Source organism: Limnospira fusiformis SAG 85.79 (genome assembly GCF_012516315.1).
GTDB classification, from domain to species: Bacteria; Cyanobacteriota; Cyanobacteriia; order Cyanobacteriales; family Microcoleaceae; genus Limnospira; species Limnospira fusiformis.
The window spans coordinates 5,534,860-5,551,306 of the sequence record NZ_CP051185.1; the positions used below are offsets into that span (position 1 = coordinate 5,534,860).

8 protein-coding genes are annotated in these 16,447 nt (G+C 42.5%); 3 read left to right on the forward strand and 5 right to left on the reverse strand.

Going from position 1 to position 16,447, the window contains the following annotated elements:
* Positions 1-62: 62 nt before the first annotated feature.
* A complete protein-coding gene (locus HFV01_RS25720; protein WP_193520511.1) occupies positions 63-1,409 on the forward strand; it encodes a TldD/PmbA family protein in 1,347 nt (448 codons plus the stop codon).
* Positions 1,406-2,308, forward strand: a complete 903-nt coding sequence (locus HFV01_RS25725) for a DMT family transporter (RefSeq protein WP_035758855.1) — start codon at positions 1,406-1,408, stop codon at positions 2,306-2,308. Before HFV01_RS25720 ends, HFV01_RS25725 begins: the two co-directional genes overlap by 4 nt.
* A gap of 101 nt (positions 2,309-2,409) precedes the next feature.
* Here HFV01_RS25725 and HFV01_RS25730 read toward each other — a convergent pair whose 3' ends face one another.
* From HFV01_RS25730 to HFV01_RS25750, 5 genes are all read right to left on the reverse strand, one after another.
* The gene (locus HFV01_RS25730; protein ID WP_006668657.1) at positions 2,410-2,925 is read right to left on the reverse strand and encodes a hypothetical protein; all 516 of its coding nucleotides are present in this window, start codon (positions 2,923-2,925) and stop codon (positions 2,410-2,412) included.
* Between the two features lie 132 nt (positions 2,926-3,057).
* Positions 3,058-3,720, reverse strand: a complete 663-nt coding sequence (locus tag HFV01_RS25735) for a DUF305 domain-containing protein (protein ID WP_235720168.1) — start codon at positions 3,718-3,720, stop codon at positions 3,058-3,060.
* 98 nt (positions 3,721-3,818) lie between these two features.
* Positions 3,819-9,194, reverse strand: coding sequence for an ATP-binding sensor histidine kinase (locus HFV01_RS25740; protein WP_006622089.1), 5,376 nt, complete (start codon positions 9,192-9,194; stop codon positions 3,819-3,821).
* Positions 9,195-9,373: 179 nt separating this feature from the next.
* Entirely contained in the window at positions 9,374-13,609 is a 4,236-nt protein-coding gene (locus tag HFV01_RS25745; RefSeq protein ID WP_006668654.1) for a PAS domain S-box protein, read from the reverse strand.
* A 287-nt stretch (positions 13,610-13,896) separates the two neighbouring features.
* Positions 13,897-14,409: a hypothetical protein gene (locus tag HFV01_RS25750; protein ID WP_006622091.1), complete on the reverse strand. Its 513-nt coding sequence runs from the start codon at positions 14,407-14,409 to the stop codon at positions 13,897-13,899.
* Between the two features lie 241 nt (positions 14,410-14,650).
* Here HFV01_RS25750 and HFV01_RS25755 point away from each other — a divergent pair, with 241 nt between their 5' ends.
* Positions 14,651-16,381, forward strand: a complete 1,731-nt coding sequence (locus HFV01_RS25755) for a glycoside hydrolase family 10-like protein (RefSeq protein WP_006622092.1) — start codon at positions 14,651-14,653, stop codon at positions 16,379-16,381.
* The last annotated feature ends 66 nt before the right edge of the window (positions 16,382-16,447 follow it).

The following is a 16,447-nucleotide window of genomic DNA, read 5'->3' on the forward strand; positions in this document are numbered from 1 at the left end:
ATGTTCTGGGAATTTGAGTTGCTTTGGTGAAACAGTAATTAGAAAAAACAGCGATTAATTAGATGATGAATACTGACAGTTTGATTAGTGAAGTTAAAGATTCGGCGAGTAAATTGGGAATCGGCAAGTTTGATGTGTTTGGTGCGACGGTAGAATCGAGTAGCGCTCAGGTTAATCAAGGGGTTCCTAAACAGGTGAAAGCGTCGAATCGTTCTAGTATTATGGTGAGGGTCTGGAATGAGGATGGCACTCTGGGGGTGACTTCTACTAATGACACGACCCCCAAGGGTTTGGAGTTGGCTTTGCAAACGGCATCGGAAGCTAGTAGCTTTGGCGCGAAAGAACATATACCTGATTTTAGTCCTTTGGCTACTTCTCCGGTAGAAGACATGGGCGATCGCACTGCGGAAGCAGCCCCTATGGATACGCTGTTAGAAACTTTACTGGAGGCGGAAAATAAGTTATTAAATAGCCATCCTGCTATTGTGGGGGTTCCCTATAATGGGTTGTCACAACGGGATTTAGTCCGGTTTTATGTGAACAGCGAGGGGGCTTTACGACAAGAACATCTTTCTTATGCCTCGATTTATCTATATAGCAAGACTGAAGAAGATGGTAAAAAGCCTCGCAGTGCGGGTGCTTACCGTTTGGGTCGTAGCTTGGAAGGGTTGGATATTGAGGGATGCTTACAGGAAACTTCGGAGAAAACTATCAGCCATTTGAACTATGAAAAGATTAAATCTGGGCGCTATTTGGTGATGTTTTCCCCAGAGGCTTTTTTGAGTATATTGGCGGGGTTTTCTAATATTTTTAATGCCCAAAATGTCTTGGATCGCCAGAGTTTGTCTACGGTGGAATCAATTGGGACGGCGATCGCTTCTCCGATGTTATCGGTTAGTGATTACGAATTGCACCCGACAAATATCGCAGCGACTACCTTTGATAGTGAGGGAACACCGAGGGGAGAAGTGGCACTAATTAAGGAGGGTATATTAACTCATTTTCTCCATAGTTCCATTACCGCCCGCCGCCTGAATGCTCAACCTACCGGTAATGGTAATATGGGGGCGAAAGTGTCGGTGAGTCCGAATTTCTTTTGTGTGGCTCCGGGGACAGGTGAAAATAGCGAATCCTACAACATTAATACTGCTGATAATGTGATCTGGATTGATGAGTTGCACGCCCTCCATTCGGGAGTACAATCTATACAAGGCTCGTTTTCTTTACCCTTTGATGGTTGGATGATTAAAGGAGGCGATCGCATTAGTATTGAGTCCGCTACCGTGGCTGGAGATATTAAACAACTACTCAAGTCTATTGTCTGTGTGGAATCAGAAGTTAAACTCACAGATGGCGGCGTTTCTCCTCGGGTTTGGGTGGAAGGATTATCGATTACCGGGGAAGGATGATATTGACCCAATTTACCGGGGAAATTTCGGCTCTAGTGGCGGCGTTATTTTGGGCGATCGCATCAGTGATTTATGCTAATGTCGGCACCAAAATCCCGCCCCTGGGTTTGAACCTCATTAAAGGCGGAATTGCGATCGGTCTATTATTGCTCACCATCACCTTCCAGTCAGGGGGTGAATTACCCGAATTTTCCCCCTGGGTATTCGGCTTGCTTCCCCTCAGCGGCATCATCGGTATAGGTATCGGAGACACCGCCTTTTTTACCACCCTCAATTGTTTAGGTCCTCGGCGCGCCTTGCTGCTAGAAACCCTCGCCCCTCCCCTAACCGCATTAATTGCCTTCATATTTTTGGGGGAAAGACTCTCTCTCACCGCGTGGGGAGGCATCTTTATCACCGTGTTAGGTATCGCCTGGGTAATTACCGAACAAGCGCCGGAAACCCTCGGAATACCCCTAAGATTAACTCGCGGCTTAGTGTTTGGGAGCATTGCCGCCTTATCCCAGTCCACCGGAGCCATTTTATCCCATTTGGCACTCACCCAAAGCGGCATCAGTCCCCTGTGGAGTACCTTATTAAGAATTTTAGGCGGTGTGGCGGTCCTGCTTTTAGCCCTACCAATTCAGCGGTTATCTCCCCTCGCCTTAGTCAAACCTTTGCGATCGCGCCGGGTGTTGGGAATCATTATTGTGGCGACATTTTTCGGCACTTATTTGGGGATTTGGTTACAGCAAACCGCCCTCAAATTTACCGCCGCCGGAATTGCCCAAACTCTCACTTCTACCAGTCCGCTGTTTGTGTTACCGATCGCCATAGCCATGGGAGAAACTATCAGTTTCCGCGCCTTTTTAGGGGCATTAGTCGCCATTTTCGGCGTGGCGATGTTATTTTTAGCCTGAGAAACCTTCTCTTTCCAGTAGCCGCAATAACCCGGTTTCTGATGTCAAATACTGCCAAAGCCCGGATCAACTCTCCGGGCGGGAGTTAGGCACGAAGTAAATCAATCACACAATTGAAATTGAGCTAATTCTGTAGGTAGGTTGGAAGAATGGGGAACTTTGACACCACGAGGCGCTAGGATACCCATACCAAAAACACAACCATCTTCAGCACTACAATCAGTCATTCTTAGGGATAGTTCGTAGTCATCCTCAAATGGAGGCTCAAAGGAAACAACTGAGACTAAATCTTCGTGAAATTCCAGCACTTCCCCACTCATGGTTTTGACTCGTAACTCCACATCGGCGCAATTTTCATCGCAATAGCCGACAAAAAGATACTCGATAGAAGGATCAAGTCTGAGGGTTAACGGTGCGCTAACTCTCGCGGGCCCTTTGCCAATTACGGGCCAGAATGCTAACTCGAAACCGTCTCTTCCCGCCTCCTCAACCACATCTCTCAGTTTGCAGACAACTGTTCTTTGTTGGTCTGTCAGATCCCTGGCTAGGGCTGTCCCTAGGAGTGCAGTACCGAGCAACATAATAATTCCCGGTAGATAATAGTGTTTCCGTTTCATTGATATCCTCTGGGAAGGGATGGTGATTAAGGGAATTTCAGAAATAATTGGAGAATATCACATTTTAGCGCGATCGCCTATAGATAGTTTATCTGTCCGTTACCCCTAGCTCTAAATTAGATTCAATTTAAGTTACCATTCCTCCAGCCATGCTTTCATTTGTGCAATTTCTGCCTCCTGTGAGGTCAAAATGTCTTCCGCTAAGGATTGCATTTCTGGGCGATCTGATTTTTCTTGTAAGCCTTTAGCCATCACTAAAGCACCTTCATGATGAGGAATCATCGCTTTGAGAAAACGCCGATCAAACTCATCATCTGCTTCGCCTAAATCCATATCCATCCGCATAGCACTGATTTGTTGCGGAGACATTTCCATCATGTGATTCATTTGATTATTCCAAGCCATTGGTGTATCTGGTGCGTCTGGATACCAGGCTTGTCGCCACTCCCTCATTTGGGCAATTTCTGTGGCTTGAGCTTGAATTATTTCTACTGCTAAATTTTGCAATTCCGGTCTGTCTGATTTCCCTAAAACTTCCTGTGCCATAATAATTGCACCTTCATGATGAGGAATCATCGCATCAATAAAGCGTAGGTCGTAGTTTTCATCTGCTGGCCCTAAATCCATATCAGCATGATCCATACCTCCATGATCCATGGTTGGTACGGTTTCACCAGTGATCTCTATGGGTTCCTCTATGGACGGAGGTACGGAATCACAACCCGCAATTAATCCCAATATGGCTATCAAACTCCAGGTTGATTTTCGGAAATTCGCATTCATTAACTTTCTCACCGATAACTATCTTAAACTCCCCCCCAATTATAAACTCTCTAGTCAACAGGAGAGTCAAGGAATAGATATCATAGCAAATGTTTACCTAACATCTGGGATTAATCAATCGGTAGACAGATGCGGAATTCGGAACCTTGATCGATTTCGGACTCTACCTCTAAACTTCCTTGATGCTTATTAACCACAATTTGACGAGCGATCGCTAATCCCAAACCCGTACCTTTTCCTACTCCTTTAGTGGTAAATAAATAATCAAAAATTTGGGACTTTAGTGCCTCTGGCATTCCGGAACCATTATCTCCAATCCGAATCTCTACGGAATTTTTCTCAGGCAAAACCTGGGTAGAAATGGTAATAATTTGATGATTGATTTTGAGACTCTCAAAGGTTGAAGTCATGGCGACTTCATCTAAAACATCGATCGCATTAGCCAAAATATTCATAAAAACTTGGTTGATTTGACCGGGAAAACACTTGATTTGAGGTAAATTGCCATAGTTTTTGACGATATCAATAGCGGGTCGATGTTGATTAGCCTTGAGGCGATGTTTGAGAATTAACAAAGTGCTATCAATACCTTGGTGAATATCGCAGGAAACTTGATGATCTAGATCCGCTCTGGAAAAAATCCTTAAACTGGTGCTAATATCTTTAATGCGATCGCACCCCAGTTTCATCGATTCTAACATTTTTGGCAAATCTTCTAAATGATACTCAATCTCTAATTCCTCATATTTAGCCACCATGTCTTCCCCAGGATCAACAAACTTTTCCTGATATAGTTGCAGATATTCACTCAGAGACTGCACGGATTTAATCGCCTCGTTAATATTACCATGAATAAAGCCGACCGGATTATTAATTTCGTGAGCTACGCCAGCAATTAAATTCCCCAAGGCTGACATTTTTTCCCCTTGAATTAATTGCAGTTGCGACTGTTTAATTTGTTCCACATAATCTTGGGACTGTTGATATAAACGAGCATTTTCTAGGGAAATAGCCGCCTGAGTGCAAAGCAAGTTCACAACCACTAGGCGATCGCTCGTAAATACACCACTGATCCGACGATTTTCTAGGCTCAAAACTCCCACCAAATTACCCTGATTTAAAATCGGTAAACATAACATACTCTTAGGTTTTCGTCCCTGTAAATACTTATCAATTACAGGTAAATCCGTTTGCATATCATCAATAACTACTACTTTCTTAGTATTTTTCACATAATTAATCAGTTTGACTGGGACCTTAGTAGTTTCGCTCAAAAGTTCCCCACAAAGTTCCGTATTTCGGGGAGTAGCAAGCGATCGCACTAGCCAATTTCCATCAGGGTTAGGCAAAATTAAAGCACAGCGTGAAGCCCCAGAATTTTGCAAAATAATCTTAGTGAGTTGCTGCAAAAGTTCCTCTAATTGAATCGTACTAGAGATGGCCTGGGCTGCTTTTAAAATCGCTGAAAAATCCAGCAAATTATTAATACTCGAACCCGACGAACGATTACTCGATGTAGATGTGTGAGTTGAAATACTCGGAGTAACCACAGTTGCTAAAGTCGCCATAGGAGTTAAATTAGATCCCGTCGCTTCTAAAATAGGTTTTAGTAAGTTAGGATAGGTATTTTCCAACTGCTCAGTTTTAGCTTTTGCGCCCCACCTCGCATAACAATAATAGGCTTCCTGCATATAAACCATTGCCAACTTTTCTTTACCCCAATTCAGATAAAACTTAGCCGCTAGTTCATTAGCTAAAGCCTCCTCTTGGATAAATTCGTGTTTTTTGGCTCCTAAAATTGCCTGGTCATATAAATTTATAGCCTCAACTTTTTGATCTAAAACTCGACATTTTTCCGCCTCGATTAAATCCAGCTTATGCTGATGATTCATTGGTGCATAATATGCCCAGTGACCTAAATGCTGTTGATTCTCTTCTACACGCTGCCACAATTCTGATTTCTGTTCATGTTCGGGAGCATAAATGCCTAAAGCCGTGAGGGAATCATAGAAATAAAATCCGGGAATGCTAATCATACCAGCACCACCAATTAAATATTTTTTAGCCTCAATTGCATAAGTTTCAGCTAATTTGAGTTCTGCAAATAAATAGGAAAGCATCATTTTATATAGATAAAATATATACAATCCCAGCACATCATGACTATCAGTAATGCGAGGCAAAATTTCTGTTTCTTCCATCGCTTCACCTGATAAAATGTGAGGGTTGACTGCTAACCCCAATAAATTTAAAGTAGACTGCCAATAAATTCCACAGTAATTGGCAGTGGTTATTTGATTCAATCGTTGTAAAGCGTTATAGTATCCAGATGACTGCTTTTCCAAGGTGACTAGAGTTTCACCACCCCAAAATGAGTTGAGGCAAAAGGTTTGAGCGCAATATCCAGCTTGTTCATGATTGCCAATTTCTAAGGCTTCTTTATAGCTGTCTTGTAGAAGATAAACTACGGTTTTAAGATGGTTTTTTCTGTGTAAAATAAATAAACATACTACATGAGTAACTTCTGGTTTTGCGGTTTTGATGTCTAATTTTTTCACTAATGTTAGCGCCAATTGACCAAACTTCAAACCTCTATCTATATCTTGTAAGAGATTACAACAAATTACTCCATAACAGGCATAACTAAAGGCGGAAGCTGATGTATTGCCATATTCAATTGATAGCTTAACTCCTAAAGAAATAAACACGGGAAATAAGGGAGGTTTGCAGATATAAGCGACGGGAATCATACTATTGGCTATCTGCAAAATCGCGATTTTTTCTAGATCTGTCATTAAGGGTAGGTTAACTAAGTCGTCAATATCGCGATCGCCAATGAGTTCGATAACTTCTGCAACTACTTGGTTAATATCGTTTGGGGTGGGATTTGCTGGGTAATTTACACCCATATTTTGCAGAAACTCTTGACCAATATCAATAGCCTGACTTAGCTGATTTTGAGCCACATTTGCTTGAATTTTAATCCGGTAAACATCCACTTTTTCTACCCACTTTTTACCATGAGACATCACCTCATCAATAAAAGTGTTCATAGTCTCAAAATCACCGGACAAGGCAGCTAATTCCGCCCCCAAATTATAAAATTCTAGGGTGATTTGATATTGTCGTTCCCAGGATTTTTCCCCAAGTGAATATAACCCCGTCTGGGTATAATCTAAACCCGCTTGATAGGCGGTAGCTGCTTTGGCTTTCCGACAAGCTATCAGGTTTAGTTTGGCTAATTCATCCCGTTCTTTTTGGGTGGGAATTAAGGCTATACCATAGTTAAGTTTACTGATGATATCAAAAATGTAATCTTCCCTAGACTCAAGAGGAATTTGTTTCAGCAATAGTTGTCCTATGCGGTAATGAGTAGCCTGTTTTTGCTGTTCAGGAATTAGTGAATAAGCAGCCTGTTGTACCCGGTCATGCAAAAATTTGTATTCTACTTTTTCAGTATGGATACTGTTTAACTCCGTTTTATACTCAGCTAGATATAATTTATAAAGCTGAGTTTCCGGGATGATTAAACCGTATAATAGGGCTTTCCATAAAGCGATCGCTACTTGGGTTGGTGATTTTTCACAAACAATTGCTAATGTATCCAAATTAAACTGATTTCCCAGACAAGCCGCTAACTGTAATATCTGCTGAGTTTCTTCCGGTAATTTTTGCAACTGAGTCGCCATAAACTCAACTACATCATCCGTGATAGATAGGGAATTAACTTGGGCTAGATCACATTCCCAGGAGCGTTTTTTTAGATTAAAGTTAATACATTTATCGTTATATAATGCTTTCAAAAACTGAGTGATAAAAAACGGATTTCCTTTGGTTTTACGATTAATTAATTCGGTGATAGGATCGGCTAGTTCAAATGTACAAGCTAAGGTATCCGCCACTAACTGATTACTATCCTCAAACTCCAGAGGACTTAAAGTAATAGTATGAACCGTTTTACCCATTTTTTTCAGTTCTTCTACTGTGAACATCAAAGGATGCACGGGAGACACTTCATTATCCCGATAAGCCCCCAATAACAGTAGATAGGTCTTTTCTTCCATTAATAGCTTCATTAACTCCAGAGAGGCTAAATCTGCCCACTGTAAATCATCCAAAAATATCACCAGTGGATGCTCAGAAGTTGTCAAGACTGCTATAAATTTTTGGAAGAGTAAATTAAACCGATTTTGGGCGGCAGTTCCTGATAATTCGGGGACGGGAGGTTGAGGGCCGATGATTTGTTCCAGTTCGGGAATTACCTCAATTAAAACTTGTCCGCTATCCCCTAAAGCTGCTAAAATTGTGGCTTTCCATTGGGCTATTTCTAGGTCAGATTCTGATAAAAATTGCCCCATTAAATCCCTGAGTGCTTGCACAAAAGCAGATAAAGGGATATGATGATTTAATTGGTCAAATTTACCCTGAATAAAATAGCCTTGCTGACGAGTAATCGGTTTGTGAACTTCATGGACTACGGCGGTTTTCCCAATACCGGAAAACCCGGCAACTAACATAATTTCTGATGCGCCATTAGCTATCCTATCAAAGGCTGCTAATAATTCGTCAATTTCGTTTTCTCGACCATAGAGTTTTTCGGGAATTAAAAAGCGATCGCTCAAGTCACCAGAGGCGATCGCAAACTCGCCAATATTACCAGTTTCTTGCCACTGTTGCCAACACTTTTCTAAATCATGTTTGAGTCCCAAAGCACTCTGATAACGATCCTCAGCATTTTTTGCCATTAATTTGGCAACTATATCAGATAAAACCTTCGGCACATCAGGGTTAACCTCATGTAATGGAGTTGCCATTTTAGCCAAATGACAATAGACTAATTCCATAGGATCATCAACATTAAAAGGCAACTCTCCCGCCAGTAATTGATAGAAAGTTATTCCCAGAGAATATAAATCACTGCGGTAGTCGATGCCACGATTCATTCTGCCAGTTTGTTCTGGGGATAAATAAGCTAAAGTCCCTTCTAAAATATTAGGATTTTGGATAGTCTGATTTTCTTTGGGCAATAATGAAGCTAGGCTAAAATCAATCAGTTTAACTTCTTTGGTTTCCGGATGAATCAGGATATTGGCGGGTTTAATATCTTTGTGAATTACCTTCTGTTGAGATAAGCCGTGTAGAATTTCTGCCAGTTGCAACCCTATGGATAAAAAATCAGGAATTGATAATTTTTCATGAGCCCACTGATTCAGAGAAATATGTCCCTCATAGGGCATCACTAAGGCATAACTATTCCCATAACTTTCTAAAGATAAAGGTTTGACAATTCCCGCCAGTTCCAGATTTTTCGCCAGTGTATATTGATTGCGAAACTGAGCCAGTTCATTAAAATTCGGATGGGGATTTCGTAAAACCTTAATGATTACCGCTTGGTTATCACTGGTTTTAGTACCCTGATAAACTATGGTGCGGGTTCCTTGATAGATAATTTCGCCAAAGTTGTACAAGGGAAGAGTCATAATCATGGCGTAGTCTGTAGTTAATAGGGTTGACTCAATCAGAACTTGGATAGATAGGCGCTTCCAGGCTTTCCTAGCCTCGGTCTAGTTAATTGTGGGCGGTCTGTGATTAAACTTTTGATAGCTTAACCCATAAAACCAAAATTTTCTGTAAATTGTGCTATAGAGTAATACAAACTTCGCAGTTATGCCAAGGGTAACTTGATCACAAATTCTGTCCCCACCCCTGGGGCTGATGAAAAACTCAACTCTCCGTGGTGATTTTGGGTGATAATTTGGTAGCTAGTTGGTAATCCCATCCCTGTACCTTGACCTACGGCTTTGGTCGTAAAGAATGGGTTAAACACTTTGTTTTGATGTTCGGGACTGATGCCAATACCATTATCTTTTATGGCAATCAATATTTGCTTTTTCTGGGCGAGGCGTGTTTTGATGTTTATACATCCTCTATAATCAGAGTTTGCCGCAGTATTTAATAGATTTCGTCTTTCCTCGATCGCCTGAATAGCATTAATGAGTAAATTCATAAATACCTGATTTAATAGGCTGCTATAACATTCAAATGACGGCAAATCTCCATAGTCTTTAATTACCTGAATTACCGGACTTCCATTGCTACCATTGACGCGATTTTGGAGAATCACTAAGGTGCTATCAATATTTTCGTGAATATCCACCGATTTTAACTTGGCTTCATCTAAACGGGAGAAGGTACGCAGGGATTTAACAATATCCCGAATCCGGGAGGCTCCATTAGTCATTGAACTAATGATTTTTGGGAAATCATCCTTAATAAAATCTAAATCCATATCCTCAATTAAATCGCTAATTTCTGGGGGAGGGTCAGGATACAATTCTTGATAAGTATCAATCAATTCTAACAAAGATTCCGTATAGGTAGAAGTGTGGGTTAAATTGCCGTAAATAAAACTAACTGGGTTATTGATTTCATGAGCCACACCGGCGACTAATTGACCTAAACTAGACATTTTTTCAGCTTGAATTAACTGCACTTGTGTTTCTTGTAATTCCCGATATGCTTTTTGTAATTCCTTACCTTTGGCTTTGGACTCCTGATAAAGTTGAGCTTGATAAATGGCGATCGCTACCTGAGTTGCCAGATTTTGTAGGAGTTCTATTTCATCATCTAACCAAGAGCGATCGCATTCGCAACCCTTAATACAATCACTCTGAACTCTCCCGATTTCAAAACCTCCAATTGTCCCGCCAGCAGTATGCACAGGTAACACCAAATAACTGTCAATTCCTGACTGTTGACAAAATTCTTTTAAGGGTTCATCTTGGCTATCCTTAACTACATCTACCCGATATATTTTGCCATGAAATAAATGATAAAATAATTTCGGTAAATCATCAATATTATAACTCCCTATCCAACTAGGTATTCCTGAATTTTTCTGCTCCTTAACATTTTCTAAGCAGGGTGGATTGGTATCGGCTCTATACCATACAAATGCACAAATATCAACTTGAATTTCCTGAAAAATCGCATTGACAGCATTTTGCAAAATCGTATCTAAATTAAGAGAATTGCGAATTTCGGTGCTGATCCGATTTAAAGTTTGGGTGCGACTCAGCAAAGATTGCAACTTTTGTTCCGCTTTTTGGCGTTCCCTTAAAGCCGCTTGCTGTTCACTAATATCTCGAACAATAGACAAAACATCATTACCACAGGGAGCAAACCGCGCCTCATAATTTCGGACCCCTTCAGGCATTTCTAGTTCATATTCCAACACCTGAATTTGTTGAGTTTTTAGGGTTTCTGCAATAGCTTGACTGGTTGGTATAGCCAGAAAATCAGGCAAGACTTCATGGATATTTCGACCCAAAAATTGCGAGGGTTCTATTAACGGTGTCACCTGTGGAGATGGCTTATAATCAACCAAAACATAATCGGATCTATAGCGGAACATCATATCAGGAATAGCATCCAGCAAAGCGCGGGTCTGAGCCTCGCTTTCTTTTAAGGCATTTTCCGCCTGTATCCGGTCTGTAATATCTTCAAAAATTCCCACCAAACCAATTACCTTTCCGTCGGCATCATGGAGAGGTATTTTAGTGGTTTCTACCCAATTAATGCTACCATCAGCATTGCTTTTATTTTCAATTAATTTGATTTGGGGTCGATCGCTATTCATCACCTGGCGATCGCAAGTGCGATAATGTTCAGCTTCTTTTCGGCTCACACAATAATCATAATCCGTTTTTCCTATAAAAAAGCTCGTATTTTCACGACCGAAAGCCGTAGCAAAAGCCTGGTTACACCCCATAACCACACTATGAGAATCCTTCCAAAATATCGACTGTGGCAGAGCATCAAGAATAGTTTGCAACAACTCCCGCGATTGATAAACTTCCTCTTGCGCCTTCACTCTTTCCGTAATATCCATCACCGTCCCAAACATCCGCACCACCTGCTCGTCCCGCTGTTCTATTTCAATCCGAGCATTCAGATAAGCCACCTCATCACCAGCACGCACAACCCGAAAATCGAAGTTTTGGGGAATCCCCTTATTAGCTTCCGCAACCCTATTTTGAAAGAAAGAGCGATCGTCAGGGTGAATTCTGGTCAGATGTTCTGCAAAAGTCGGCTCACCTTGTTCCGGACTCATACCAAACAGATTAAATACCTCTTCCGACCAAGTAACCTTTTGGGTTTGAGTCTCAAAAGACCAGTTCCCAAGATGCGCCACTTTTTGAGCTTTTTGCAGTTGATTAGTCAGTTCTTGTAGCGCCAGTTCATTAGCTTTACGCTGCGAAATATCCTGATAAATTCCCATAAATCGCAGCGGTTCACCCAAACGATTCCTCTCCACAATTTTACCAATACCTAAACCCCATTTATAGGAACCATCCTCGCATCGTAAACGATGTTCAGTCTCATAAATATCAATTTCTCCCCGGATATGTCGATTCATATTCTCAGAAACTAATTCCATATCCTCTGGGTGAATTCGACTGATCCACTCATTAACATTATGATGAACCACCCCTTCCGTCGCACCGATAAAATTCCGCCAATGTTCCTCCGATAAAACCAACTCATTAGTTTGCATCTTCCAATCCCAAGTGCCAATATCAGCTGATTCTAGGGCAATTTCTAAACGAATATGACTTTCCCGCACCGCCATTTCCGCCTGTTTACGGTCATGAATATATCGGGCAATTCCCAAACATCCTATCACCTCACCTTCATCATTTCTCATCGCCGACACATTAGTAGAATGCCAGTAATAGCGATTATCTTTATGTAACACCCTATATTCAGCACCTCGCACTTTTTCCCCTAATAAAGCTCGATGAAAAGCATCTACACAAATTGGCAGATCTTCACTATGTACAAACTCGGCAAAAGAAATACCCAACAACTCATCAATGGGATATCCCGTAATTTCTTCAAAATTTGGGCTCACATAACTAAAAGTGCCATCCACATCAGCAATAAACACCATATCATTGAGATTTTCAGTCAAATTCCGAAACTGACTCTCGCTTCTTCGTAGGGCAATTTCACTTTCTTTTTGCTCAGTAATATCTCGCACATAACCATACCAAGTCGTGCTACCATCCTGCTCTCGTTGGGGTGTAGCATGACCAAGCAACCATAACAATCGACCATCAGGGTGAGTTATACGATACTCGCAAAGCCAGGGAGTCAAATTTTTCGCCGATGCCAAAATCGACTCTTCTACCAACTGTATATCATCAGGATGCAGCGCATTAAAAAGGGCACTAGCATCAGACCGCACGGCTTCTGGTTCAATACCATAAATCTCTCGTAACCCTTCGCTACTGTAGGGAAAAGCAAACCCACCATCGAGATTTTGACAAAACTTATAAATTATCCCAGGAATGTGGCGACCAATTTGTTGCAGACAATACTCTGCGTCCATTTGTGCGGTAATCTGTCCCAGTTTTTCAGGAGTACAGACAGAGGCGGCTAAGGCAGATTGCAACGATTCTACCTGTTCTTGTAGGCTTTTGATTTCGGTAACATCTCGTAAAGTTACCAGATGACAATTAGGCAAAAAATTAGCCCTAGCCATATACTCGACCATCACCACACCACCATCAGGTCGTATCAGACGAAATGAGCCACGCATCTCCCCTTGGTGGAGGAAATCTTGCCAAGTTTCCTCAAAATTAAAGCCGGGTTCAGCAAAATCACTAATCCGACATCCCATCAAATCTTGATGTGGCAACCCAAATAATTGGCAAGCGGCCTGGTTAGCATCAAGGTAATATCCCAAGTCATCTGCTATAACCATCCCATCTGTCCCAGCTTCAAACAAAGCCGATAGGGGACTATCTGGGGTGATCACGGGTCTGACTAATTTCTTCGGTTTAACCCTATGACGGGAATGAGCAGATAAAACCTGGATTTGATTGGAGAATATCATAATCAATTAAGATAACAGAGAACTTGTGGGCAGACTCCCTCGTTTCCTGTGCCACCTTTAGGGACTACCTAGGGATGAGTCATCACTTGAGCAGTCATAAAATTTTCGGACCCTTAGAAAACCAAGACGGATGCGATTATGATTAATTATGGCTCAAAATATTTCCAGTCGCCATAGGTGGCATAATTTTAGTCTATTTTCGGTGCTAAATAGAAATAATCCCCGTCTTGATACCAAGAGGGGATTAGCAACAACACCTGGGCAACAACGGATAATCTATGATTCTGTTATCTGGGACAAACAGAAATATTGTTAGCGTTCAGAACAATTCTTCCAGCAGAACGTTGATTAATTAACACGGGGTTTCCGGTATCAGTTTTAATGATCAGGGGATCAAGTCTCTTGCATTCCTGAACCCGTTCGCCCCACTCCTCAACCCGGCGGGTATATTCAGCGCGGACGCGGGGAATATTATCTAGGGTAATGCCGGCCGGAATTGGTGGCAGATTAGGAATAAATACTTCATCGGTGATTACTGCGTCACTTCTGATGTTGCGGTTAACTCCTAATTCATAGATAATCGGATAGCGGAAAGCAGAAGGGAGAGTCCGAAAAGGATTAGCCAAATCGGGCAAGCTGTAGTACCTGGGGGGAGTCACTCTGCCAGTTTGCGGATCTGGTCGCTGGTATCTGATATCAAAATCTGATGGAGTTGTGGGAACTCCAATTTGAGCGAAGGCTTTGACAGGCATGAATGCTGTAATCAGCACACACAACCCACCTAACAGTTTAGACTTCATTAAACTCATCTCCTCAAAATCACCTAGTGGTTTGCCGATCCATCCTACAGGCTATTGCCCTAGGATTCTAAGTTCCTGAGACTTTTGCCAGAGGTATCTCGGAACTCTAGCAAATTTTACCTCAGATATCAACTGATATTATTACCGGAACCAAACTATTGTCCCGGATATCTATTTACTCAGGATTGGTGACGATCGCATTACCATAGCCAGTAGCCACTATAAGGCCAAATCTGATAAATTGTTTATCCTAACCAAAATCATCACCAAATTATCTGCTCAAGATCCATCTATGACATCCAACAACGACTCGCGCCGCCTCGCCAAATTTAGGGGCTACCGGGAATCTATCACGGTTAAACCCATCACTAGCCTCCAGAGAAAAATCGGCATTTGGGTATGTGGGCTGATTCTCGGATTCGTCCTTAGCCAAACCCACGCCTATTGTGCCGCAGCAGGCGATCGCATAATTTCCGCCATTACCAACCCCCCACAACCGCCACCCACCCCAACCCAGGTAGGGCCGGATTTTGAACTCAGCCAAATTCCCCTACCAAACCCTTTTGAAACCGCCAGCAACAGCCCCCAAGCCAATCAACCCAGCCATCAACGGGAATTTAGGGGAGTATGGGTCGCCTCGGTAGTTAATATTGACTGGCCCTCAGCTTCCAATCTATCGGTAGCCCAACAAAAATCTGAACTCCTAGCTATCCTTAACCGGATGCAGGAATTAAACCTTAACGCCCTAGTCTTGCAAATTCGCCCCACTGGCGATGCTTTCTATCAGTCCCAAATTGAACCCTGGAGTACCTGGCTGACGGGAAGACAAGGGCAAGCCCCTAATCCCTTCTATGACCCCCTACAATTTGCCGTTGAAGAATCCCACAAGCGCAATATTGAACTCCACGCCTGGTTTAATCCCTATCGCGCCCGCATGGGTTCAGAAAGGGGTCCTTTTGCACCCAATCACATGGCCGCGGTTTATCCCCAATACGCCTACCGCTACGGCGACCTAATTTGGATGGACCCTGGTGCGAAAGAAGTACAAGACCGCACCTATAACGTGATTATGGATGTTGTCCGGCGCTACGACATAGATGCGGTTCACCTGGATGATTATTTTTACCCCTATCCCAAACCCGGAATTGCTTTCCCGGACGGACAAACCTACAACGCCTATCGAGCGGCTGGGGGTAATCTCTCCCTGGCTGACTGGCGGCGAAATAATGTCAATCAGATGATATTCCGCCTATATCAGGGGATTAAGGAAATTAAGCCCTATGTCAAATTTGGCATTAGTCCCTTTGGTATTTATCGCCCTGGAAAGGCTCCGGGAATTGTGGGTATGGATCAATATGAGGCTATCTTTGCTGATGTCAAATTATGGATGGATAGGGGATGGTTAGATTATCTCTCTCCCCAACTTTATTGGCGCATTGACCCCCCACAACAGAGCTATCCGGTGTTATTGGATTGGTGGGTACGGAATAACCCCTTCCAGCGCCATATTTATGCGGGAAACTTTCTGAGTCAATTGGCTAATGGTTGGCCGGTGTCTGAGTTTCAGCGACAAGTCCAGATTTCTCGCCAAAAAGCTAATCAGCTTTCCCTGGGAAATATCTTTTTTAGCATGAAGATGTTTCGGGATAATCAAAGTGGTGTGAATGAGGTATTTAAATCATCTGTTTACCCAACTCCGGCTCTGCCGCCGTCTATGCCTTGGCTAGACAATGAACCACCACAACCCCCAACGGGTTTACAAGCTAGTTCCGGGATGATTTCCTGGAATCCATCTCCTGATCATGATATCCGATCTTGGGCTTTATACCAGCAGTTTACCAATGGTTGGCAGTTGGTGAGAGTCCTCGATCGCAATACCACAGCGGTCAGGGTCTCACCAGGAACCTACGCCGTCCGAGCGGTCGATCGCATGGCTAACGAAAGTTCAGAGGCGATCGTTAATGTCAGTTAATTTCTAACTTCATCAAGAGGCGGGTTAATTCACTTAATTGGTCACCATTGACCCTGAGCAGATAAC